Below are 22,876 nucleotides of genomic sequence, written 5' to 3' on the forward strand. Positions count from 1 at the left end.
TTCCGACTCATGGATGACGGCATCACCATCCGGCCGCTTCGAGAGGCTGATGCGGAAGCGGTGGTCGCACTTTACGCAAAGGCAGCTGCGGTGGAACCGCGGCTAGGCCCTGTCACGCTGTCGCAATGGGACCAGTTCCTGAAGCTGCCGCAGAACCGCGGCGGCCGCGACTTTCGTGTTGCCGAGCAGAACGGGCGGCTTGTCGGCCTTGCCGAGTCCTCGCTGCGCGACCAGGGCGCAGGGCATTCCCGATTCCTCAAGATCGTCGTGACGCCCGAGATGCGGCGGCGCCGGATCGGGCTCGCATTGGTCGACGACGTGCTGGCGATCGACACCGACCCCAATCTCACCGTGCAGACGCTGGTGAGCAGCGACTGGCCGGCCGGCATGGCCTTCGTCGCCGCCTTCGGCTTTGTTCATGTCGAGTCGGAAATCGGGATGAAGTGCGTCGAGCCGTTGCAGCCCGCGCGCACGCTCGCCGCCGCCCGCGCCACCATCGAGCAGGTCTCGGACGTCACCGCCTGCGCCGGCGAGGTCGCGCGGATCCACAACACCGCCTACGCCTCCGACGCCGCGTTCCGCCTGTACTCGCCGGAAGAGATGGCGCAGGTCCTGACCGAGACCGAGGTCTGGATCGCATCGGAGGATGGACAGGTGTCGGGCTTCTGCCTGACCGAGCCGGAGCAGAACTCGATGTGGATCGAGTCGGTCGCCGTCGACCCGGCGCGGCAGGGACGCGGGCTCGGCCAGCTCATGGTCTATCGCGTGCTGGCCGCGCACGACGTGTCGGTCGAGCATCCCTGCTGGCTCAATGTCTCAAGCCGCAACGCGCCCGCGCTGAAGATCTACCGCCGCCTCGGCTTCAAGCCGCAGCACGAGACCTGCCGCTTCCTGGCGATGCGATGCGACCTGATCGCCGCGCGCGAGCGGCGGTTTCGTTAGCCACCTTGAAGCCTAGTCGAGCGACAAGAACCTAGCCCCGTCATCCTGAGAGCTTGTGACGGATTCGGCTCCTGCGGAGTTTTTGGCGGCTGTTCGTCGCAGCAATTGGCAGGTTTGAGTTCGAGTTCGGCGATGACCCGTTGTTTAGGCTCTGGAGAGGCGGTTGCCTTGCAGGATGTTGTTGACGAGGGCGTACCAGAGCACGACGGCACGGACCTTTTCGATGCCGCGCACGGTCAATTGCCGCAGGTCCCAATTGCGCCAGCGGGCATGGATGCACTCGCAGATCGACCGGGACCTGTATCGGGCCTTGCCCTCTTCGCTCGCCATTCGCGCACGCCAGGCCAACACCCCCGGACCGTCGCCGCGCCGCGGTAGATAGGGATCGGTACCGTGCTTGGATTGAGTGGGCGGACAAAAGATATCGATGCCCTCGGCATAGGCCCATTCGATGTCCTCGGCACTGCCAAAGCCGCCATCGACGAGATGGTCCTTGGGCAACCCTCCGGGCCGCGCACGCTGCCGCTCCAGCATGGGACGCATCAGGCCGCGATCGGATCCGATGTTGCAAATTCTGGTGTCGACGACGATCTGCTCCCCGGCCACGCTCGTCACCTGCACGTTGTAGGCGGGGCGGAAGCCGCCGTTCGCCATCTTCATGACCCGTGCATAGGCGTCCGTCGTGGAGGCCCGCGGCTCCTTCGGCGTCTTGCCGTTGCTGCGACTTTCTTCGCGCTCCTTGCGCTGCTGCTTGATCTCGGCGAGCGCCGTCTGCGCCGCCTTCACCCGCGCGCTGCGTTCCCGCGCGGCCCGCTCCTTGGCTGCCTGGGCACGCTTATTGCTGGCGTCCGAGCGTGTGTCGACCTCGCGCTTGAGGTCTTCCACCACGGCCTCAGCCTGCGCCAAATGCTTATCCAGCGTCGCCTCGCGCCGGAACGAGGCGGCCCCGGCGCTGGCCCGGACCCGCATGCCATCCTGCGCCAAGGTCTCCAGATCGACGAGACCGGCCTTTGCCAACGCTGCCAGATGCTCACTGAGCAGTCGGTCAAGCAGATCGGCGTTGCCGACCCGGAAGTCCGCCAGCAGGTGATAGTTCACCGACACCCCGCCGCACAGCCAGCGATAGGCATCGTGGCTCTCGCACAGCCGCTCCAACGCCCGCGCGCTGCCAACGCCTTCGCTGGCGGCATAGAGCCACAGCGCCAGCAAAAGCCGGGGCGAGGTCGCGGGGTGACCGGGACGATCGCCGCGAGCCTTGATCCGGTCCTCCAACTCACTCAGATCAAGCTCTTCGACATAAGACCAGATCAGCCGCACCGGATGGTCTTCCCCGATCAGGCTCTCAATATCAACCGCTCGCAGCGCAATCTGGTCGCGCTGGGGCTCACGCAGCCGCGGAGCGCCGGGCAAGCCCGCTTCGACTGGTGGCTTCGCCTGCTCCGGCAGGTCCCCAAACAACTCATCGGCAGCCAACATCACCTCCCGCGAATCCATCATCGCCAGAGAATCACACCGCGCCGGCTTTCGGCTATAATGCTCGCTGAAACCCCAAAAAAATCACACCCTCTGAGGTGCGAGCGGAGCGAGCCTCGAAGGGTGAACGGCCGAGCTCTCTCCGAACGCGTGGCCAATATCCGGGCCGCGCATCCTTCGAGGCGCGCAAGAGCGCGCACCTCAGGATGACGGGATTATGGGCGAGCGCGCCCTACGCCCACTCGCCCTTGCGGAACACCGGCACGCTGCGGCCATCGGCATGAATGCCGTCGATGTCGGTGTGGGCGGAGCCGATCATCCAGTCGATATGGATCAGGCTCTTGTTGCCGCCCTGCTCGGCGATCTGCTGCGGCGTCAGCTTGTCGCCGTTGACGAAGCATTTCGAGTAGCACTGGCCGAGCGCGATGTGCGAGGCGGCGTTCTCGTCGAACAGCGTGTTGAAGAACAACAGCCCGCTCTTCGAGATCGGCGAGGAGTGCGGCACCAGCGCGACTTCGCCGAGGCGGCGCGCGCCCTCGTCGGTGTCGAGCACCTTCTTCAAGACTTCCTCGCCGCGCGAGGCCTTGGCCTCGACGATGCGGCCTTCCTCGAACTTCACCGAGATATTGTCGATCAGCGTGCCCTGATAGGACAGCGGCTTGGAGCTCACGACATGGCCGCTGACGCGGCGGCAGTGCGGCGTGGTGAAGACCTCTTCGGTCGGGATGTTGGCATTGCAGACGATGCCGTTCTTGGCGGTCGAGGCGCCGCCTTCCCATTCATGACCGTCGGCGAGCCCGATCGTGAGGTCCATGCCGGGGCCGGAATATTTCAGCGCGTGGAAGCGCTGGCCGTTCAGCCAGTCGGTGCGCTCGCGCAGTTTGGCGTTGTGCCTTTCCCAATTGGCGACGGCGCCATCCTGATCGACCCGCGACGCGGAGAAGATCGCATCCGCAAGCTTCGCCACCGCGACGTCCTCGGCATCGTCGGGGAACACCTGCTTGGCCCAGGACGTGCTCGGATAGGCGATGATGTTCCAGTTGGTGTCGAAATTGACGATCTTCTCCAGCGCCGGCTGGTAGGCGATCGAATTGGCCTTGCTGGCGCGCGCGACCTTGGTCGGGTCCTCGCCGGACAGCAGCATCGGATTGTCGCCGACGATGGCAAGCCGCGCGGTGTTGGCGCCGAACGCCTTCGCCATGCCCTCGTAGAGCCAGCCCGCGGCGCGATCGAAACTCGCATCGTTGGCGTAGCGGTAGCGCGCCAGCGTCAGCTCTTCGTCCGAGAAGAACGGGGTCACCAGGCCCGCGCCGGCCTTGTAGGCATGCTCCACCACCCGCCGCACCAGCGGCATCGCCGCGGCCGGCGCCGTCAGCAGCAGATCCTGCCCCGGCTGCAACTGCAGGCCGACCTTGATCGCGACTTCGGCGAGCCGATCGAGCTTTACCGGATCGATCGAGGCGGAAAGATTGCGTTGATGTGCGGTCATGAAGCGCCGTGTCGTTGGAGGATCTCTTCAGGATTCGTAGTCCAATTCGATCCGCATTCGCAAGGTTCCTGCCTGCCGCATCCGATCACGCGGCAGCGAGCGATTGTCTCGAATTTTGCCGCTTTGGCGCGCGTTCACCTGTTCGGCCCCGGCGTGAACCCTACGCCGCAGGCGGCGCCTCGCCGAACACCTCGGCTGCGATCTTGCTGGTCTCGATCGCGGCCGGAATTCCGCAATACATCGCGACCAGCAGCAGCACGTCCTGCACCTGCGCGGCGGTGCAGCCATTGGCCAGCGCGCCCTTGGCATGGACGCGGAACTCGGCGGGCTTGCTGCTCGCCGCGGTGATGCCGAGCATCACCAGGCTGCGGAGCTGGTCGGACAGGCCAGAGCGCTCCCAGACGTCGCCATAGACATAGGCATTGATGATGTTTTGCAGCGGCGTGCCGAACTCGCCCGCAGCCGCCATCCGCTTGGCGACATCGCCCTCGCCGAACATCTTCTGGCGCCGGCGCAGCCCGCGCGCATGGAGATCGCTGATGTCGACCATCGTCGTCTGGCTCCCTGTATGGGCTATTTATACGGATAAATATGTCGCACCACAATATTCCTGGAGGCGCTTAGCTTGCACCTCCGACCAATTTGTCCGTATAAATTCATCCCAAACAGACGCGGGAGGGACCGGGATGAAGTTACGGCTGGGGCTGCTCCTCGTCCTGCTCGCGGCACTTCCGGTCCTGCCGGCATACGCGGCGGACGATTTCCCGCAACGGCCGCTCAGGATAATCGTGCCTTTCCCGGCCGGCGCCGGCCCCGACAATGTCGCGCGGCTGGTCGGCCAGCACCTGCAGGACGCGTTCGGCCAGACCGTGCTGATCGAGAATCGCGCCGGCGCGCTCGGCAGCATCGGCGCCCAGGAAGTCGCCCGCAGCGCGCCCGACGGCTACACGCTGCTGATGGGCACCAACACCACCCATGCCAGCAACGTCGCGACGCTGAAGAGCCTGCCCTACGACCCGGTGAAGGATTTCGCGCCCGTGATCCGCACCACGACGACGGCGATGGTGCTGCTGATCAACCCGAAGCTTGCGGCCAAGGACCTGCCGCAGTTCCTCAGCTATGCCAAGGCCAACCCCAATCTGACCGCAGGCTACGGCTCCGGCGCATCGCAGATCTCGATCGCGCAGCTGCAATCGCGCGGCGGCCTGGCGCTGATCGCGGCCTCCTACCGCGGCGTGCCACAGGCGATGACCGACGTGATGGCGGGGGTGATCGACCTGACCTTCGGCGATTTCTCGGTCGCGATCCCGCAGATGCAGGGCGGCACCCTGCGCGGCATCGCCGTGACGTCGGCGACCCGCAACGAGCTGACGCCCGGCCTGCCCGCGCTGTCAGAAGCGATGCCCGGCTTCGAGGCCACGATCTGGTACGGGCTGTTCGCGCCGGCCGGCACGCCGGGGCCGGTGGTCGACAAGCTCTATGCCGAGTGCGCCAGGTATCTCGCGATGCCGGAGACGAAGAAGAAGCTCGCCGATGTCGGCGTGATCGTGGCGCCGCTGGCGCCGGCCGAGTTCGGCGCGTTCGTCAGGAGCGAGGTCGTGCGCTGGTCGGCCGAGGTCAAGGCGGCCGGCATCCAGCCGCAATAGCGCGGAGCGACATCGCACATGGCTCGCGAGACACCCATCGGCATGATCGGCCTGGGGTTGATGGGATCGGCGCTCTCCGCGCGGCTGATCGACGCCGGCATCGGCGTCATCGGCTTCGACGTCGATGCGGCGAAGACGAATGGCTTGCGGGCCAGCGGCGCCGAATTTGCGGCCTTCGCCGCCGACGTCGCCGCACGCTGCGGGACTATCGTCATCGCGGTGTACGACGCGGCCCAGGTCATGGGCCTGCTGCCGGACCTCGCCAATGCGACAGTGCCGCCGCGCGTGATCTGCACCACGACGTGCGCGCCGGGCGAGATCACGGCAATTGCCGAGTTCGCGGCGCGCGCGCGGCTCGGCTTCATCGAAGCGCCGATCTCCGGCACCAGCGCCGAGGTCCGCGCCGGCACCGCCACCGCGCTGGTCGCGGGCGATAGCGACATCATCGCGGCAGCCGCCGCGACGCTCGACATCCTCTGCCCGCAGCGGATCAATGTCGGGGCGATCGGCAATGCCAGCCGCACCAAGCTTGCCGTCAACCTGATCCTGCAGAGCAACCGCGCCGCGCTCGCCGAGGGCCTCGCCTTTGCCGAAGCGCTCGGCCTCGACGCCGCGGCCTTCCTTGCGGCTGCGCGGCAATCGGCGGCATATTCCAAGGTGATGGACAGCAAGGGACCGAAGATGCTGGCGCGGGATTTCTCGCCGCAATCGCATATCGCGCAGACCTTGAAGGACGCCGAGCTGATCCTGCAGGAGGCTGCCCGCCACGGCCTGCGCTTGCCGATGACGTCGACGCAGGCCGAGCTGCTGCGCGCGGCGATTGCGCTGCAAGGCCCGGACAGCGACAGCGCCGCGGTGATCGAGGCGATCCGCCCCGGCCGCGATCAGCACAGGGAGCGCTCATGATCACGTGCGCGATCGCGGGCCTCGGCCGCTGGGGCCGCGCGCTGGTCGAGGCTGCGCGGAACGAGCCGGGGCTGGAGATCGTCCGTGCGGTGGAACCCGACATCGCCGGCGCCGCGGGCTTCTGCGCGGCGCACGGCCTGTCGCCCGCGCCGGGCCTCGAGGCCGTGCTGGCCGACCCGGCCATCGACGCCGTGCTGCTGGCGACACCGCATTCGCTGCACAAGGGCCAGGTGATCGCGGCAGCCCGAGCCGGCAAGCAGGTGTTCTGCGAGAAGCCGCTGGCGCTCCGGCGCGACGATGCCGCCGAGATGTTCGCGGCCTGCCGCAAGGCGGGCGTGCTGCTCGCGGTCGGACATAACCGCCGGTTCTGGCCGTCAATGCAGGCGCTGCGCGCGATCGCAGCCAGCGGCGAGCTCGGCACGATCCTGCATGTCGAGGGCCACAACAGCAACGAGAACTCGCAGGCCATCACCCAGGGCTGGCGGCTGTCGCCCGAGGAGTCGCCGGGCGGCGGGTTGACCGGCGCGGGACTGCACGTGCTCGACGGCTTCGTCAGCCTGCTTGGTCCTGCCCGACAAGTTTATGCCCGGTTGAGTGAGCGCGCGGCGGGCCCACCGCCGCTCGACACTGCAACTTTGGCGATTGAATTTGTGAATGGCGTGAGTGCAACCCTTGCGACGGTGCGCGCAACACCGTTCTATTGGCGCGTGCATGTGTTCGGAACGAAGGGATCCGCCGAGGTGCTCGACGAGACGACGATGGTGCTACGGACGTCCGGTGCGGCGCCTGCGACGACGCGCTATCCGGCGGTCAACACGCTCACCGCGGAACTTGCGGCCTTTGCCGATGCGGTCGAAGGCCGCCGGCCGTTCCCGGTACCGGAGGCAGACGTGCTCGCGACGCTCGCCGCGTTCGAGGCCGCGCTGCGATCGATGCAGTCTGGACACGTGGTCGCCTGCCATACGGCATACCAGTGATCCGCCATGTCTGAACAACCGGACCGTGCGAGATCGTCTCGCTACCGCGACATCGCCACCGGATTGCAGAGGGACATCCGGCTCGGCACCTACGCGGTCGGCAACCTGCTGCCGACCGAAACCGAGCTGATGGCAAGCTACCAGGCGAGCCGCCAGACGGTACGCGAGGCGCTGCGCATCCTGATCGACCAGGGCCTGATCGTGCGCCGCGCCGGCCTCGGGTCGGTGGTGATCGCAGCCGAGCCGCCGGTGCTGTTCACCCACAGCGTCAAATCGCTCGGCGAGTGGCTGCGCTATTCCAACGAAACCTACCGCGACGTGGTCGCGAGCGGCGACATCGTCGCCGACCGCAAGCTGGCCGGGCTGTTGAAATGCGAACCCGGCAAGAGCTGGTTCCTGATCGAGGCGGTGCGCCGCTCCGACCAGTTCGCCGCCCCGCTCGGCTGGACCGAGATCTATGTGTTGCGCCGGTTCGCCGATGTCGTGACCCGCAGCGACCACGGCCGCACCCCGGTGCACGAGCAGATCGCCAAGATGTACGGCCAGGTCACCGAACGCGCCCAGATGGAGATCTTCGTGCGCGGCATGCCGGCGCCGATCGCCAAGGCGCTCGGCGTCAAGACCGGCTCGCCGGCGCTCACCGTGATCCGCCGCTATTACGGCGTGCGCGAAGAGCTGTTCGAGGTCACCATCACCACGCACCCGGAAGGGCGCTATACCTACACGATGGACATGCAGCGCTCGCTGCGGCCGAAGCTCTAGCTTTTTGCTTTGACGCGTTTTCTTTTCGCGAACCGGTGTCCACTTCGCTCGAAAACGCTCCGAGTCTAGCGCGCCCGGGCCAGATGCGTGGGGGCGGAGGTGTGCGCCATCTGCGGGGTGCCGCTCACTCCCCAAATCGCGACCGCAATCAACGCGGCCGCCCAGACATATGGCACAGCATTCGGCTTCTTCATTTCAGAGATCATCCCCAATGTCTCAGGAGGACCAACTGACCTCACAACCCGGATCGTGAATCTCACGACCGAGGCCATCAGCGTCTCACCAGGCACCGTCCTTCACAACGCTACTAAGGTTAGACCTTGTCGGTTTCAGGACGCCTTCGTGCGAATCCGGAAATGATTTCGCGGGAACCGGGCTCTCTCATCCGAATTGATGAGACCGTGGCCGGCCGGCTTCGGCGCCGTGCGAGGTCCAGGAGAATTTTCTGCTTAAATTTGAGTCAGACACGTAGCAAACCTGCCAAAGGGCGTTCGCTGAATTCTTTTTGATTGTCCGTCGGACTCCGGTCGTGGCATCAGGACCTGTGACACTGTGATGACAAGGGTTTTTCCCGTGACTGCCGAATCGGCCAAACCGCACGGCGGCTCCCGCCGCCACTCCAAGGAAACCCAGGACGAGGTCGCACGGTCGCTGGAACGGGAGCTCAGGTTCCTGACCGAGGAGCGCCAGGAGCGCGCGCTCCGGCTCGGCTTCGAGATCGCGGCCAACGGACCGATCAAGGCACCGAAGACAGACCATTAGGCCCGCTGCCGCGAAGCCGGGCGCACAACTTCCGTAGCACTGAAGATTCGGGCGGTCGTCTGCCAACGGCCGATGCGCACGCCGGCGTGCGTTCGTCGCGCGGCGTTCGGCGTCCGGGCACGACGCGAGGATTCCGATTGAACCTGTCAAACAGCTTGTTCGACGTCATCACTCGCATGCGGTTGATGCGCGCCGCGGCTCCTTCCCCGCGTCGTCCCGGCCTAGTGCGCAATTGCGCACCGGGGGGCGGGACGACGGTGGCGATAGAACTCGATGCACGACGTCAAACACCTTGTTCAGTGTCATCGCCCGGCTCGACCGGGCGATCCAGTACGCCGCGGCCTCTCGGCTCAAGCACTGCTGCCTCTGGAATACTGGATCGCCCGGTCGAGCCGGGCGATGACAGCTGAGGATGGGATACAGTTTCGCATTCTCGCGACAAGAATCGTCCGAGCTTTGCTCTTTCTTTCCACCCTCTCACTTCACAGAGGGCGCAGGGAAAGCCGGGTGCCGATCGCACCCATGGGCCCCGTGCAATAGGTAGAAAGCACGGGGGTAGGACCACAGGTGTAACCGGAGCAATCCGGCTTTCCCTGCGCGATGGGTTACGGCTTATACGTGCTCTCCCCGGCGAGACTTGGCTTTGTTGTCACCGTCTTCACAACGCGCATTTGCGCAATCGGAAGAGACACCTGCCACTAGGGCGTCAGGCCTGCACGATTTCGCCGTCCGCCTTGCGTGCTCTCGTCAGGCCACGCGCAGCGTCCACCGCATCTCGACCCACGTTCGTGACGACCGCGAAGCGCCCCTTGTGTCGGGTGAGACGGGCTATTCATACACCGAGTTGCGCTTCGGATAAAGCGAAATATTTTCAACGCTGGCCCTTGACGCGTTTTTGCTGAGTTGCCCGTCGGGTTGTTTTGTCGCACCTCTCTCCGTCATTCCCCGGTGCGCAATTGCGCACCTGAGGGCGCGCCGCTTGGCGCGAGCCGCGGAATGACGACGCTGGGAGCTGCGCGATTTGCCCTACCCCGCAGACCCGACTTGTCTGTGGCCAGAGCCCGATCCCGCCAAACGCCCTATTGCCAATAGGCTGGTTTTGATACACGCTCAGCGTGCATCAATTTTTGATTGTTTTTTTGACGAATGGATTGGGGCGCGTCATGACACGGCGCTGGGCAGTTATATTTCCGGGACTGATCTTCCTCACGGCGTGCGCCATCCACCCTTTGCCTGAAGACTACACGGGCGTAACCACACCGCAGATCGTTCAGCAGATTCGCTGCGAAACCCGTGACGCGGCCATTCAGGCGCTTGTCACCTGGCTCGAAGACCTTGGCCGGGATCATCCAAGCCAGGCGGGCGTTCCGCTCGCCCGAACGCTCGCGGCGCGCTACAAGAACAACCCGAATGAAATTTCCGGGTTCAGTTCGGCTCTCTTCAAAGGGGATGAATTTCAACAAGTCCGCAATGTGATCGATGTCTTCTATTCGATCGGCGTGGCCTACAATTTCGATCTGACGATGACCGAGAACAATGATTTCTCGGCCGGGACCGCAAACCTCCAAGGCGGGCCGTCAAACTCGCTGTTCAAGTTGGGGCTCGGCGGGTCCGTTACGCGAAAGCGCAACAACGAGCGCAGCTTCACGGTCACCGACACGTTCAGCAATCTGCTCACCAAGCTCAACACGACCGTGAGGGAAGGCGGCCGTCGCGACTGCGATGGCTACCTCGTTGAAGCGAACTACGCTTATCCAATCGTCGGCCATATCGGCATGGACAGGATGGTCTACGACTATCTTGACCTCACCCTGTTCGGAAACCTGGCCGGGACGAAAGCGAAACCGACCGCGCCTCCAACGATGACCGACGATTTGACATTCACGACGACACTCGACGCCTCGGCGACACCTAAGATCACGTTCACACCAACGGGCACGGCCTTTCAGTTGACGGACGCCGCCCTGACCGGAGAGCTGAAGCGGACCGATATGCATGAAGTGACCGTCGGCTTGGCGTTGCCGACCAGTGCGACGGCCTATCTGAGCAGCCTGCGGGCCTTCACCTTCGCGCCGACCAATGCCGTTGTGGTCGGTGACAGGGAACGCGGCCGCACCTCGATGGTCCTGGGCGCGCGCGTCATTGGCGGAGGCACGTCTTCCGAGACGTTGGCCGTTTATGCCGTCGACCAACGCAAGAGCCAGCAATTCAAGCTTCTGCCAACTCCGTAGCAGAAAGGTAAAGACCATGGCCAAGGCATCGAAGACCGCGAAGAAGGCGAAAAAGGCCAAGAAGGCCAAGACGGGCAAGAAAGCGGCGACGCGTAAGGCAGCGGGAAAACGCGCAGCCAAGAAGGCCAAACGCAAGCCCGTCAAGAAGGCCAAAAAGCCGATCAACCCGTTTCCAGGCGGCCCGCACGTTCCGCGGGGAGCCAAACCGGCGACCAGAGGGGCGAAGCAAACCGAAGAGGTGATCAATCCATTTCCGGACGGCCCGCACTGGCCCCGATAAGACAAGCTCCGCGCGCCCCGCCGATTTCCATCGACAGCGCGGTAGAGGGACCAGCGGCCCCGTCGCCGCAAGGCCCCATGACGCTGTCGTCCTTGCTCGGAAGATCAGGCGGCGCTGTAGCCGCCGTCGACGACGTGCGATGCGCCGGTCATGAACGAGGCCTTGTCCGAACACATCCAGACCACGGCTTCGGCGATTTCCTCGGGCACGCCCAAACGACGCACCGGCACCTTGGCGATGATCTCGTCGTAACGCTCGTCCATCGTTTCCTTGGTCATCGGCGTCTTGATGTATCCGGGATTGACGCAGTTCACCCGGATGCCGTCCTGGGCATATTCGATCGCGGCAGACTTGGTCAGCCCGACGACGCCGTGCTTGGTCGCGACATAGTGGCCCGACGTGGCGAGGCCGACCAGGCCTGCGATCGAGGCCGTGTTGACGATGGCGCCGCCACCGCCCTGCTTCAGCATCTGCGCGACCTCGTATTTCAGGCACAGGAACACGCCCATCAGGTTCACCGAGAACATCTTCGCGACCGAGGCTTGCGTCAGTTCGTGAATGCGCTGCCCGGGCGGGCCGACGGAGCGTGCGGCCACGCCGGCATTGTTGAACGCGCAATCGATGCGGCCGAACGCCGAAGCCGTGCGCGCCACCATGTTCGCGACATCGGCCTCGTCGGTGACGTCACCCTGGATCGCGATCGACTGGCCGCCGGCGGCATTGATGAGCGCGACCGTCTCCTCGATGCCGCCCTTCGAGAGGTCGGACACCGCCACCCGCGCGCCTTCGCGCGCCATCGCGATCGCGGTTGCCCGGCCGATGCCCGAGCCGCCGCCCGTCACCAATGCAGCCTTGCCGTCCAGAATGCCTGCCATGAACCCGCTCCGATGGTCAGCGCTTGCCTTCGATTGCGATCTCGACGAGGTACGGCCGCTGCGCCGCGACGGCCTTGGCAACGGCGCCGGCGATGTCGTCGGCCTTGTCGACTCTCACGGCCTCGACGCCCATGCCGGCCGCGAGATGCACGAAGTCGAGCGCGGGGCCGGTGAGATCCATGTTCTGATAGGGATGCTGGGTGCCGGCTTCGAAGTTCTGACGCCAGACGTCGACATTGTGCTTGAGGATGCGGTACTCGCGGTTCGCCAGCACCACGAACACGATCGCAAGCCTGTGGTGCGCGGCGGTCCACAACGCCTGGATCGCATACATCGCCGAGCCGTCGCCGGAGATCGCGACCACCGGACGGTCGGGCATCGCGACCTTGACGCCGATCGCGCCGGCAAGCCCTTGCCCGATGCCGCCGCCCCGGCCGCCGAAATAATCGCCGAAGCCGCGATAGTCGAAGGCACGCGCGAGATCGAGGCTCGCCGTGATGCTTTCATCGACGATGACGACGTCATCGGGCAGGCCGCGGCGCAGCTCCGCCGCAACCCGCGGCATCGAGCCCGGCTCCCGGTTCCAGCTCTTCTCGACACGCGCGCGATAGGTCTCCTTTTCCTTCGCCTGCAATTGAGAAAGCCTGATATTGCGGCTTTGCGCGGCTTGCCTGAACTCCGCGCTCGCCTTGGCGCGTACCGCGTCGGTCAAGGCGCCGATGCTGACGGCGATGTCGCCGACAATGCCGGCATCGAGCCGGTTGTTGAGCGCAAGGCGCTCGGCCGAGGCTTCGATTTGCAGCACCGATGCGCCGTCGGGGATGTGGCCGCCGGGCGCAAACCAGATGTCCTCGAAGAACGGACCGCCGATCAGCAGCACGAGATCGGTTTCGCCGAGCGCCTTGCGCACCTGCCGGGCATCGCCCGGCAGCGACTGGCGATAGCTCGGATGGCTGGTCGGAAACGGCGCGTGATGCCGCAGCCCCTCGAACCAGACGGTGGCGCCGATCGTCTCCGTGAGCGTCACCAGCGCCTGCTCGCCGCCGGATCGCGCCACGTCGTCGCCGGCGATGACGGCCGGATTGTTCGACTTGAGGAGCAGCGCGGCCAGCGCGTCGATGCCGGCCGGATCGGGGCGCGTCGATCGCCACAAACGATCCGGCGTCGATGCATCGACCGCGGTCTCCTGCTCCAGGACGTCGATCGGCAGCGCGACGAACACCGGCCCCTGCGGCGCATCGGTCGCCACCTTGAACGCGCGGCGCATGATCGGCGCGATCTCGTCGGCGCGCTCGATCTGCACGCTCCACTTGGTCACCGGAGCTGCCATCGCAACCAGGTCATGACCGAGCAGCGGATTGTTGAGCCGCATGCGCGTATCCTGCTGGCCGGCGGTCGCAACCACGGGCGACCCTGCCTTCAGCGCGCCGTAGAGCGAGCCGATGCCGTTGCCGAGGCCGGGAGCGACATGCAGGTTGGCGACGGTGACGCGTCCCGACGCCTGCGCGTAGAAGCTCGCCGCGCTGACCGCGACACCTTCGTGCAGCGCCATGATGTAGTCGAGTTGCGGAAAGGCCGGCAGGCTGTCGAGCAGCGGCGTCTCCGTCGTGCCGGGATTGCCGAAGATGTGGCGCACGCCGTGCGACACGAACGATTCCATCAGCACACGACGCCCGCGCATTCGCTCCCTCTCGTTCGGCTTTGTTTTGTGCATCATCAGCCGTCGAGCGGCACATGGCAACCGCGCCAGCCGGCCAGCGTCCGCGCGGCCGGCTGCGTCTTCCGCATGGCTTCAAGGCGCGAGCGCACCGTGCCGCCGCGATTGCGGGCGAAGCGAAGCAATGACGGGGTGATATGGAGCGGCATTCTGCGCTGTCATCACCCGCGAAAGCGGGTGATCCAGTATTCCAGAGACAGCGGTGCTTGAATCGAGAAGCCGCGGCGTACTGGATCGCCCGGTCAAGCCGGGCGATGACGGTGCGCTGAACGGCGGCAGCGTTCAGCGAGGCTGCCGGAGGCCACCTTTCCTGCTTATTTCTTGAGGTTTGCAGCGAACAGCTTGGCGGCTTCAGCCTTCGATTCCTGATCCGCCTTGGCGTCGTATCGGAGCGGCAGGTTGAACTTCTTGCCGAGCTCGGTGGCTTCCGGGTTGGTGAAGGCGTGCACGGCGCCGGGATATTCGATGATCCGGTAGTCGGCCTTCGCGGCGTCGAAATCCTTCTTCAGCGCCTCGTACTGCTCGCGCTTCACGAACGGATCGTCGGCGCCGTTGAGGATCAGGATCTTCGCCTTGACGGTTCCCGGTGCCGGCGCGGGGGTGTTGAGGCCGAGCGAGGCGTGAAAGCCTGCGACGGCTGCGAGATCGGCGCCGCTGCGCGCCATGTTCAGCACCACCGCGCCGCCGAAGCAGTAACCGACCGCGCCGATCCGCTGCGGATCGACCGAAGCCTGCTTGGCGAGCTGCTCCCGCGCGGCGTTGAAGCGCTGCTCCATCACCTTCGGGTCCTTCATCACCGAGCCTGCGAGCGCGCCGGCGTCCTTCGGGTTGTCGGCGGTCCTGGCGTCGCCATACATATCCGCAATGAACGCGGTGTAGCCCTGCTCCGCGAACTTGCGCGCCTCGTTATGGATATGCGCCGTGATGCCCCACCATTCATGCACCATGACGATGCCGGGCCGCTTGGCCTGGGTCGCGTCGTCATAGACAACGAAGCCCTTCATCGTGGCCTCGCCGTCGGAATAGGTGACGGGGTCTTCCCGGATCGCAGCGTTCGCGCTCGTGACCATCGCGACGGCGCACAGTGCACCAATTAGAATCGCTCGCATGCCGACCTCCTGTGCGTTTGCGTGATGATACTGGCATACGAGAAACTCCTACGCCAGACCGTGCAGGCATCACTAATACGTTGCAGGGCGCGCCGGGTTCGTCAGGAGTCCGGCCCCAAGCCGGAAGCCGAGGGCTCCGCAGAAACGATCCGAAACCTCGTCGGTGAAAGCGAAGCGCGGGGCACCGACCTCGCTCACATTTTTGCGGCGAGTATGTCCAATCCTGCGAGTAGCGCGGTGGAGACGCGCTTTGCGCGTGCGTCGATCTGACCGGACCAGCTCGGCAAGCGGCAGCTTGCGCGACGTCGCCACCGCGAGCCGCCGGCTGGAGATCGCCACACGAATCGATGACCCGAAGTATCCGAGCTGCTGGCCAGAAATGAATGCTACCGCGCCGAATTCAGGGTCGTGCGGCCGTCCGGAGAGACTCGCTGGCTTCGTTCGGTCGCCTGCCTGATCCCGAATTCCACCAGCGGTCACCGTCGCGCGATCGGCTGCGTCACCGTTGCGGCCGATGTCAATATGCCGAACGGGACTAACGGCCTCGCGCTCGCTGCGGCCTGCTACGAATTTTCGGAGATTTGAATGCTCGGCCGCCCCGACGACAAGGAAGCCCTCCGGCTCGCGCTGGCGTTCTATTGCATCATGGAGCCGGAGAAGCGCGCCATCGTGCTGAGCCTCGCCGAACAATTTGCCCGCGCATCGCAAACCGTCGAAGGCTGCGTGCACTTCCTGTTGCTGGACGACAGCCTGCCGGCGAGTCACGATGCGGTGCAGGAATTCCTGAATCGGAAGCGTCCGACCGACCAATAACTGTCGCTCCCGCGCTCGTCGCGCTATCGTGCGCTCTCCACGAAGCTGACCGGCGTCCCCTTGGCTACACCGGCCGCGACGCGCGCCGCGTCCCAATTGGTGAGCCGGACGCAGCCATGGGACTCGGCTTTGGAGACTTTGTCGGGATTGCCGGTGCCGTGGATGCCATAGCCCTCTCCCGAAAGATTGATCCAGACCGAGCCAACCGGGTTGTTCGGGCCGGGCTTGATCGTGAACGGTTTGTTCGATTTGACGCCCTTGAACCTGTATTTTGGATTGTAGTGATAGGTCGGGTTCTTCTCGACCGCCGTCACCTTCAGCGTGCCGCTCGGCGTCGGCTTCTCCGTGCTGCCGACCGTCGCGGGATAAAAGGCGAGCAGCTTCCCCGCAGCGTCGAATGTGCTGAGCGTCTGTCGCGTCTTGTCGACTTCCACACGCGCAATCGCCGGCGGCTTTCCGGTGTCGAGCACGTTCGCGACCATAATGCTGTCACCCGGCTTGTCGAACTTCTGTCCCGGATTGAGCGCCTGCAGCAGCGCCTCGCTCATGTGGAATTTTTCCGCGAGCGCTTCGCGCGGGCTGGTGTAGTTCAGCGCCGGGAGGTTCTTCATATCCTCCATCTTCGCGGGAATCTTCTTCGAGAACGGACCTTTCACGTCGGCATCGGCGATCGTGTAGCTGACGATCGCGGGCCCCTCGCTGGCGGCGGCGAGCTTGCTCCAGAGATCGGCCGAGACCGTCTTATCGAAGGATAATCCGTTCGCTGCGGCAAACGCAGCGAGCGCCTTCTGCGCATTCTCGCCGAACTTGCCGTCGATCTCGCCCGGAGAGAAATGCGCGCGATCGAGCAGGATCTCGAGCTTGGCAATCGAGGCGTTGAGCTGGTGACGGCCCGGCAATGTTGCCGGCGGCGCCGCAACGTCATTGATCGCCGCGGCATCGAGACCTGCCGCGACTGCGGGCGCGGCCGGCAGAAGCAGAGCAGCAAGGACAAATCGCACAACGAAAAAATGTCGGAACATCGCGCATCCCAACGAGCTACCTTCTGTAAAGCGACGGAAAGCGCCGAAGTTCCAATGCAAGTGGCGGCCGGCCACATTTCCACTCAGAGAATTGAGCGCACTGGTGTATCTTGCGGATCGTTTTCAGACCCGCTTGCTTGCAATTCATTTCCAGTGGACGTTGCCATGACATTGATCGATGGCCTGGGATATCTGGCGTCGGCGCTCGTGTTGCTGACGTTCTGCATGAGCACGATGTTGAGCCTGCGCTCGGTCGCGATATGCAGCAATCTGGCGTTCATCAGCTACGGGCTGGGTGCCCGATTGTACCCGGTGCTCGCCCTGCACATTATTCTGTTGCCGTTGAACGCGCTGTTGCTGGTCCAGATGGTCCGGCTGCTGCGCAAGGCCAGGCTCGCCGCATCGACTGATCTCTCGCCAAACTGGCTGCAACCGTTCATGCAGCCGAAGCACGTCAAGGCCGGAGAAACCATCTTCAGGAAGGGCGACGACGCCGATCTGCTCTACATGGTCGTTTCGGGCGAGGTCAGGTTTCCGGAGATCGATCGAAGCGTATCGGCGGGCGAATTGTTCGGCGAGATCGGGCTGTTCTCGCTCGAGCGCCGCCGCACGCAAACCGCGCTGGCGGCAACCGACGTGGATCTGTTGTGGATCAGCGACGGCGCGCTGCGCAAGCTGTGCGAACGCAATCCGGGACTGTCGCTGTATTTCCTGCGGCTGACGGCGACGCGGATGACGGAGAACGCGGCGCGTGCGATCGGCGTGGCCGCAGTCGCGCGTTGAGTGCGCCGCGTGCCGGTTCTACCGCGCGGAAACCGCAGCGCTCGGCAGCGGCGCAAACTGCATCTCCGCGACGGCGGAGCCGGCATAGGCGCTGGCGATCAGGATCATAACGCGAAGGGCGACGAACATGGAGCCTCCTGAGCTTCTTGTGTTTGCGCCAGGATAGGCGGGACTCCTTTCCCGCCGGTGAGGAAAGCTGGTTGCCGCAACCTTGAAGGCATTGGTAAGCGAGCTGTTTACGCAAGCCGTGTTCATCAGTTGGGAACCGTATCGGCCGATCGACCGCAACGCTCAACCCGGAGTTCACCGTCGCCGGGCATTGTGCGCCTCAATCAAGAAGGCGCGAACACAATGCCGATTTTCAGGACGATCCTTGTTGTCGTATCGATTTTTCTTGCCGGCTTGTACGTCTACGATACCTGCCGCCGCAACCCGCAGGCCATGCCGGGTTCGGTAAACGAAATCCTTGCACGGCGGTGGCCCGAGCCCGATGCGTTTCGTGTCACGGCGCCCGCGGCGCCCGCAGCCACCGCCAGCGCGACGCCGGCGGCGCGCGTTAGGGAAACGTTTGCGATGTTCATCCCGAGGGACGCGCGGCGTCATTTGACGCAGGGCAGTCTTTGACCGCTTCGGTCAGCCCAGCGACACGCCGGCCTTGGCGCGGCTGATTCCGAGCGTCAGGATGCGGTTCAGCAGGCCCGGGTAGTCCAGCCCGTCATGCCCGGCGGCGGTCGCGAACTCCTGGCTCTTGGCAATTTCCGGATTGGGATTGGCCTCGATGAAAAACGGGACGCCATTGGTCGACAGGCGGAAGTCGATGCGCGCGTAGCCGTCGAGCCCCAGGGTGCGATAGATGCGCTTCGCCAGCCGCTGGATATGCGCTGAGAGTTCCGGCGTCAGGTCCTCGGCCGGGCCATCCACGATCCCGACGCGCTCCTGATAGCTGGTGTCATGCTTGACCTTCTCGGTTGCGATCTGCCGCGCAGCCGGGCCGCCCATGCTGCCGAACTTCAACTCCCAGACCGGCAACACCCGCAACCGGTTGTTGCCGAGCACGCCGACATAGAGCTCGCGTCCCTCGATGAACTGCTCGGCGATCGCCGCCGTGCCGATCCGTTCATGGATGAAGGCGACGCGCTCCGCGAGCTTCTCGTCGGTATCGACGATCGAGGCCTGCGAGATGCCGAGCGAGCCGTCGCTGCTCAGGCTCTTGACGATCAGCGGCAGCTCGAGACGCGGCGGCCGTTTGACCTTGCGGCGCATCGGGAACACGGCGAAGGCCGGCACCGGAACCCGGCGATGATGCACCAGCGTCTTCGACAGGTCCTTGCCGCGCGCCAGGATCAGGCCGCGCGGATTGCACCCGGTATAGGGGATCTTCATCAGCTCGAGATAGCTCGCGATGTGCTGGTCGTACACGACATCGTAGTGAAACTCCTCCAGCAGCGTGAACACGACGTGCGGCTTGAAGTCCTCGATCGCGTCGCGCACCGGCTTGATTTCCTCCTGCACGCCGAGCGGACGAACGTCATGGCCGGCCGCGCGCAGGGTGCTCACGACGTCGTATTCGGTTTTCCACTCGTTGATCTCCCGCGCGGAATATCCGTCGCTGGAGTCCGGCGGCACACAGTCCGGGTGCATCAGCACCAGAATGCGAGAGTGTTTCATAGCGCGATCCATTTGCGGCGCGAGGGGCCGAACAGCGCGTGCATGGTCTTGGCGGTCAGCAGGATAATGAAGTTGGTCACCAGCTTCTTCTCGGGGCCGACGGCACGCAGATTGAGCTCGCGGCAGCGCGAGATCATATCGTCGAGCACCGCATCGAGCGTCAGCTGGTTCTCGCCGGTCCAGCGTGCGACCAGCTGCCTGATCTGGGCGCGATGCCGCCGGATGAAGGACGAAGCCGGCGGATGCCGGTGATGGCGAGGATCGGCGGAGAACAGTTTCGACAGATCGCGATCGTAGGTCTTGGGCGGGCTGAAGGCGTAAAACGCCTGCTTCTTCTTGTAGTGCTCGCCGAGCGTCTGCTTGAGCGTATACAGCGGATCGACCCGCTCGCGGTTGGCGAGCGGCGGCCGCTTGCCGGCGATCTCGCCCATCAGCTCGTCGACATATTCGAGCTTCTTGATCGCCGGCCAGCCGGCATAGCGCGTCCGCCAGTTCGACCGCGGCCGCAGCCACACCGCAAAGGTCTCGGCGAAATCCTCGTCCGGATGGCTCTGCGCGTACCAGAGGCGGAGATGCTGGACATAATTCCGGCTGGCCGGATTGGGCCGGTAATAGCGCGGATAATGTTTCGACGACGGGCCGAACAGCTGCTGCCAGCGCCGGCGGCGTTGCAGCTGGTAGCCGTGCTGCACGGCGTGGCCCGCCTCGTGACGGAGGATCGCCATGCATTCCGACCAGGTGCCGCCTTCGACGTCGAGCATCATCTTCTTCTCGAGCTTCATCAAGCGGGGATGGGCGAGATAGAACGGAATGGCGATGCCGGGCACATCGGCCGGGCTGAACCATTCGCTCGAGATCCAGGTGTGCGGCCGCAGCCGCAAGCCGCGTTCCTCGAGCTCCTCATAGAGCGTGCTGACGCAGTCCGCGAGCCACGTGTCCTCGACCCCAACCCTCAGGCTGCTGAGACGCTGCTCGAGCAACTCTTCGTCCGACAGATTCTCCCAGGCGAATTTGCGGCGCGGCATTGGCTTCCAAAAATCAAAAACAATCGGAATCGGGATGGTGTCATAGGTTGCCGCCGGCAACAACCGCCAGACGTTCGCGGCAGCCCCCGGGCCCGTGCCGGGCCCGACCCGCAGTTGCCCATGCTTCCGCCGCAGGCCGGCAGCGGCGCGACGAGACCAGGTCTCTGGCGTGCGCCTGTGAAGCGGCTCAGCTTGCAGCGATACCCGGGATTACTCGCCGCAAGGCCCCGCATGCCGCGTCGCTCATGCGGGCTGCACGGTCGCTAGGGCTTGACCCAGCGCTGCACGGCGGCGGCGGTGTCGGCCGGGTTGCTGTTGAAGCAGATGGCGGCGCCAGGCGCGAGCCGGTGCACCAGATTGAGGATCTGCTCGAACAGCAGCAGCCGCTCCGGCGGCTCGCGCAGCCCGGCGCCGATCACGATGCAATCATAGCGGCGCGCGTTGAGGGCCGCCGCCGCCACCGCTTCCGCGGTCTCGCCGAGATCGATCAGGCAGCTCTCGACATCGTAACCGAGCGTCCGCAGGCCCTCGATCTGCGCGTCGATATAGCTGCGCACGAGCTCGGGCGTGAATTGCGGGACGACGGAGAGATCGACGAAGGTCGGGTCGAGGCCGATCGCCAGCACGGATGGCTTCGTCATGGCGGCAGCTCCCAGTTCAGTACATCTCGCGCGAGGCTGCCACGGATTTGAGTCGAAATCGCGGAGCCGTCAGTGACGGCCCTGGTCCTGCGCGGCGCGCGCAGCGGCGGCGGCACGGCGCTTGAGGAACTCGCGCTCGCGCGCATTGCCGGCCAATGCGGCAGCGGCCTCGAACGCGGCCTGCGCCTCGGCAAAGCGGCTCAGCCGGTGCAGCAGATCGCCGCGCACGCTCGGCAGCAGGTGATAGGATTTCAGCGCCGGCTCGTCCGCGAGACCATCGACGATCGCGAGCGCGACGAGCGGCCCCTCGGCCATGCCGATCACGACCGCGCGGTTGAGTTCGATCACCGGCGAATCCAGCAGCGCCGCGAGATCGCCGTACAGCGCGGCGATGCGGTGCCAGTCGGTCGCTTCGGGCGTGTCGGCCTCGGCGTGGCAGGCGGCGATCGCAGCCTGCAGCACATAGAAGCCGCCGGCGCCGCCGAGCTCGCGGGCGCGCGCCAGCGCCAGCTGGCCGCGGCGGATCTGCAAACGATCCCACAGCACGCGGTTCTGCTCCATCAGCAGGATCGGCTCGCCGGTCGCGTCGGTGCGCGCCGCCATCCGCGAGGCGTTGAACTCCATCAGCGCCAGCAGCCCATGCGCTTCCGGCTCGGACGGCGCGATCGACGTCAGCACGCGGCCGATGCGCAGCGCCTCGTTGCAGAGCTGCGGCCGTAGCCATTGGTCGCCGCGTGCCGCGGTGTAACCCTCGTTGAAGATCAGATAGACCACCTCGAGCACCGAGGCGAGCCGCTCGGACAGCTCCGCACCGCCGGGCGTCTCATAGGCGAGGCCGGAGTCCGACAGCGTCCGTTTGGCGCGCACGATGCGTTGGGCAATCGCCGCCTCGCTCTGCAGGAAGGCGCGCGCGATCTCCTCGGTGGTGAGGCCGCAGATCATCCGCAGCGCCAGCGCGGCGCGCGCCTCGCGCGACAGCAGCGGATGGCAGGCCGTGAAGATCAGCCGCAGCAATTCGTCGCCGATATCGTCGTCGAGCGCGGAATCGAAATCGGGCATGGTCTCCTGCTCCCGCGCCAGATCATGCGCCAGCATGCCGTGCCGCTGGCTCAGCATGCGGTTGCGCCTGATATGATCGAGCGCACGGCGCTTGGCGGTCGCCATCAGCCAGGCGCCCGGCTTGTCCGGCACGCCATCGGCCGGCCAGTGCTCGAGCGCGGCGACCAGCGCTTCCTGGGTCAGATCCTCGGCGAGCGGCACGTCGCGCAGCATCCGCGACAGGCTGGTGATCAGCCGCGGCTGCTCGATGCGCCACACACCGAGGATGGTGCGCTTGACGTCGTCGTCCGTCACGCCGGCCTCCGGCATGCGGCCGAGGCGACCGTCAGCACTCCATGAAGGGACGAACCTCGCATGACAGTTCCCAATCCGGCATGTGGTCGAGATGAAGCTGCATGAACTCGACCGCGCGCGCCACGGCCTCCTCCTTGTCCTTCAGCTCGAACACCGCATAGCCGCCGACCACCTCCTTGGCTTCCATGAAGGGGCCGTCGGTGACGGTGAGCTTGCGATCCTTGATCTTGACCTCCGCGCCCGCGGTGCGCGGCAACAGCGCGCCGGTATCGAGCATGCGACCGGCCGCGATTTCGCGTTCGGCGAGCTTGCCGATCGCCTCCCGCAACGGCGGGTTCGGCAGCATCGGCTTCTCGGCCACCAGGACATACATGAAGCGCATCGCCTGTCCTCCTCTGGGTC

The 22,876-nt window shown here is 65.3% G+C and carries 25 protein-coding genes and 1 pseudogene; 12 read left to right on the plus strand and 14 right to left on the minus strand.

The window, feature by feature from the left end; translation table 11 throughout:
- Positions 1-9 precede the first annotated feature (9 nt).
- Positions 10-942: a GNAT family N-acetyltransferase gene (locus ACVMB0_RS05265; protein WP_461345528.1), complete on the plus strand. Its 933-nt coding sequence runs from the start codon at positions 10-12 to the stop codon at positions 940-942.
- Between the two features lie 144 nt (positions 943-1,086).
- Here ACVMB0_RS05265 and ACVMB0_RS05270 read toward each other — a convergent pair whose 3' ends face one another.
- The 3 genes from ACVMB0_RS05270 to ACVMB0_RS05280 form a co-directional block, all read right to left on the minus strand.
- Positions 1,087-2,418: an IS1182 family transposase gene (locus ACVMB0_RS05270; protein WP_461349595.1), complete on the minus strand. Its 1,332-nt coding sequence runs from the start codon at positions 2,416-2,418 to the stop codon at positions 1,087-1,089.
- Between the two features lie 229 nt (positions 2,419-2,647).
- Positions 2,648-3,904: an aminopeptidase gene (locus tag ACVMB0_RS05275; protein ID WP_456797093.1), complete on the minus strand. Its 1,257-nt coding sequence runs from the start codon at positions 3,902-3,904 to the stop codon at positions 2,648-2,650.
- A 160-nt stretch (positions 3,905-4,064) separates the two neighbouring features.
- Positions 4,065-4,454 (minus strand): carboxymuconolactone decarboxylase family protein, encoded by a 390-nt coding sequence (locus ACVMB0_RS05280; RefSeq protein ID WP_456751838.1) that lies wholly within the window; start codon positions 4,452-4,454, stop codon positions 4,065-4,067.
- Positions 4,455-4,590: 136 nt separating this feature from the next.
- Here ACVMB0_RS05280 and ACVMB0_RS05285 point away from each other — a divergent pair, with 136 nt between their 5' ends.
- From ACVMB0_RS05285 to ACVMB0_RS05315, 7 genes are all read left to right on the plus strand, one after another.
- The gene (locus ACVMB0_RS05285; protein ID WP_461345529.1) at positions 4,591-5,550 is read left to right on the plus strand and encodes a Bug family tripartite tricarboxylate transporter substrate binding protein; all 960 of its coding nucleotides are present in this window, start codon (positions 4,591-4,593) and stop codon (positions 5,548-5,550) included.
- Between the two features lie 18 nt (positions 5,551-5,568).
- The gene (locus tag ACVMB0_RS05290) at positions 5,569-6,456 is read left to right on the plus strand and encodes an NAD(P)-dependent oxidoreductase (RefSeq protein ID WP_461345530.1); all 888 of its coding nucleotides are present in this window, start codon (positions 5,569-5,571) and stop codon (positions 6,454-6,456) included.
- Positions 6,453-7,433 (plus strand): Gfo/Idh/MocA family protein, encoded by a 981-nt coding sequence (locus tag ACVMB0_RS05295; RefSeq protein WP_461345531.1) that lies wholly within the window; start codon positions 6,453-6,455, stop codon positions 7,431-7,433. Before ACVMB0_RS05290 ends, ACVMB0_RS05295 begins: the two co-directional genes overlap by 4 nt.
- Before the next feature lie 6 nt (positions 7,434-7,439).
- Complete coding sequence (locus ACVMB0_RS05300) at positions 7,440-8,195, plus strand: GntR family transcriptional regulator (RefSeq protein ID WP_456751834.1); 756 nt, start codon at positions 7,440-7,442, stop codon at positions 8,193-8,195.
- 573 nt (positions 8,196-8,768) lie between these two features.
- Positions 8,769-8,957 (plus strand): hypothetical protein, encoded by a 189-nt coding sequence (locus ACVMB0_RS05305; RefSeq protein ID WP_456751833.1) that lies wholly within the window; start codon positions 8,769-8,771, stop codon positions 8,955-8,957.
- A 1,163-nt stretch (positions 8,958-10,120) separates the two neighbouring features.
- Positions 10,121-11,188 carry a hypothetical protein gene (locus ACVMB0_RS05310; RefSeq protein ID WP_456751832.1) on the plus strand — a complete coding sequence of 356 codons (1,068 nt, stop codon included), beginning with the start codon at positions 10,121-10,123 and terminating at the stop codon, positions 11,186-11,188.
- Positions 11,189-11,204: 16 nt separating this feature from the next.
- The gene (locus ACVMB0_RS05315; RefSeq protein ID WP_461345532.1) at positions 11,205-11,468 is read left to right on the plus strand and encodes a hypothetical protein; all 264 of its coding nucleotides are present in this window, start codon (positions 11,205-11,207) and stop codon (positions 11,466-11,468) included.
- A 104-nt stretch (positions 11,469-11,572) separates the two neighbouring features.
- Here ACVMB0_RS05315 and ACVMB0_RS05320 read toward each other — a convergent pair whose 3' ends face one another.
- The 5 genes and pseudogenes from ACVMB0_RS05320 to ACVMB0_RS05340 all read right to left on the minus strand — a co-directional run bounded on the left by ACVMB0_RS05320 (position 11,573) and on the right by ACVMB0_RS05340 (position 15,169).
- Positions 11,573-12,343, minus strand: a complete 771-nt coding sequence (locus ACVMB0_RS05320; protein WP_456751830.1) for an SDR family NAD(P)-dependent oxidoreductase — start codon at positions 12,341-12,343, stop codon at positions 11,573-11,575.
- A 16-nt stretch (positions 12,344-12,359) separates the two neighbouring features.
- Positions 12,360-13,715, minus strand: coding sequence for a thiamine pyrophosphate-binding protein (locus tag ACVMB0_RS05325; protein ID WP_461349596.1), 1,356 nt, complete (start codon positions 13,713-13,715; stop codon positions 12,360-12,362).
- A 51-nt stretch (positions 13,716-13,766) separates the two neighbouring features.
- Positions 13,767-14,060: pseudogene (locus ACVMB0_RS05330) on the minus strand (thiamine pyrophosphate-binding protein); the annotation flags it as partial.
- A complete protein-coding gene (locus ACVMB0_RS05335) occupies positions 14,060-14,209 on the minus strand; it encodes a hypothetical protein (RefSeq protein WP_456751829.1) in 150 nt (49 codons plus the stop codon). The gene ACVMB0_RS05335 and the pseudogene ACVMB0_RS05330, both read right to left, overlap by 1 nt.
- A gap of 165 nt (positions 14,210-14,374) precedes the next feature.
- Complete coding sequence (locus ACVMB0_RS05340) at positions 14,375-15,169, minus strand: dienelactone hydrolase family protein (protein WP_461345533.1); 795 nt, start codon at positions 15,167-15,169, stop codon at positions 14,375-14,377.
- Between the two features lie 369 nt (positions 15,170-15,538).
- On the opposite strand from ACVMB0_RS05340, the gene ACVMB0_RS05345 reads away from it, so the two are divergent.
- Both ACVMB0_RS05345 and ACVMB0_RS05350 read left to right on the plus strand, forming a co-directional pair.
- Positions 15,539-15,754, plus strand: a complete 216-nt coding sequence (locus ACVMB0_RS05345) for a PAS domain-containing protein (RefSeq protein WP_461349597.1) — start codon at positions 15,539-15,541, stop codon at positions 15,752-15,754.
- The gene (locus ACVMB0_RS05350) at positions 15,755-15,982 is read left to right on the plus strand and encodes a hypothetical protein (protein ID WP_456751827.1); all 228 of its coding nucleotides are present in this window, start codon (positions 15,755-15,757) and stop codon (positions 15,980-15,982) included.
- A gap of 23 nt (positions 15,983-16,005) precedes the next feature.
- Here the strand turns inward: ACVMB0_RS05350 and ACVMB0_RS05355 are convergent, their stop codons facing one another.
- On the minus strand, positions 16,006-17,004 hold the full coding sequence (locus ACVMB0_RS05355; protein WP_461345534.1) for a L,D-transpeptidase: 999 nt from the start codon (positions 17,002-17,004) through the stop codon (positions 16,006-16,008).
- A gap of 54 nt (positions 17,005-17,058) precedes the next feature.
- Between ACVMB0_RS05355 and ACVMB0_RS05360 the strand changes: the two genes are divergently transcribed.
- Both ACVMB0_RS05360 and ACVMB0_RS05365 read left to right on the plus strand, forming a co-directional pair.
- Positions 17,059-17,787 carry a Crp/Fnr family transcriptional regulator gene (locus tag ACVMB0_RS05360; RefSeq protein ID WP_461345535.1) on the plus strand — a complete coding sequence of 243 codons (729 nt, stop codon included), beginning with the start codon at positions 17,059-17,061 and terminating at the stop codon, positions 17,785-17,787.
- A gap of 351 nt (positions 17,788-18,138) precedes the next feature.
- The gene (locus ACVMB0_RS05365; protein ID WP_461345536.1) at positions 18,139-18,411 is read left to right on the plus strand and encodes a hypothetical protein; all 273 of its coding nucleotides are present in this window, start codon (positions 18,139-18,141) and stop codon (positions 18,409-18,411) included.
- A 9-nt stretch (positions 18,412-18,420) separates the two neighbouring features.
- Here the strand turns inward: ACVMB0_RS05365 and ACVMB0_RS05370 are convergent, their stop codons facing one another.
- The 5 genes from ACVMB0_RS05370 to ACVMB0_RS05390 all read right to left on the minus strand — a co-directional run bounded on the left by ACVMB0_RS05370 (position 18,421) and on the right by ACVMB0_RS05390 (position 22,856).
- Positions 18,421-19,455 (minus strand): D-alanine--D-alanine ligase family protein, encoded by a 1,035-nt coding sequence (locus tag ACVMB0_RS05370; protein WP_456751823.1) that lies wholly within the window; start codon positions 19,453-19,455, stop codon positions 18,421-18,423.
- Entirely contained in the window at positions 19,452-20,480 is a 1,029-nt protein-coding gene (locus ACVMB0_RS05375) for a putative zinc-binding metallopeptidase (RefSeq protein ID WP_461345537.1), read from the minus strand. The genes ACVMB0_RS05370 and ACVMB0_RS05375 overlap by 4 nt, the downstream gene beginning before the upstream one ends.
- Before the next feature lie 263 nt (positions 20,481-20,743).
- Complete coding sequence (locus ACVMB0_RS05380; protein ID WP_456751821.1) at positions 20,744-21,121, minus strand: hypothetical protein; 378 nt, start codon at positions 21,119-21,121, stop codon at positions 20,744-20,746.
- A gap of 69 nt (positions 21,122-21,190) precedes the next feature.
- A complete protein-coding gene (locus tag ACVMB0_RS05385; RefSeq protein ID WP_461345538.1) occupies positions 21,191-22,489 on the minus strand; it encodes an RNA polymerase sigma factor in 1,299 nt (432 codons plus the stop codon).
- A gap of 16 nt (positions 22,490-22,505) precedes the next feature.
- Positions 22,506-22,856 carry a YciI family protein gene (locus ACVMB0_RS05390; RefSeq protein ID WP_028341793.1) on the minus strand — a complete coding sequence of 117 codons (351 nt, stop codon included), beginning with the start codon at positions 22,854-22,856 and terminating at the stop codon, positions 22,506-22,508.
- Positions 22,857-22,876: the final 20 nt, after the last annotated feature.

This window comes from Bradyrhizobium sp. USDA 4451 (assembly GCF_054822585.1).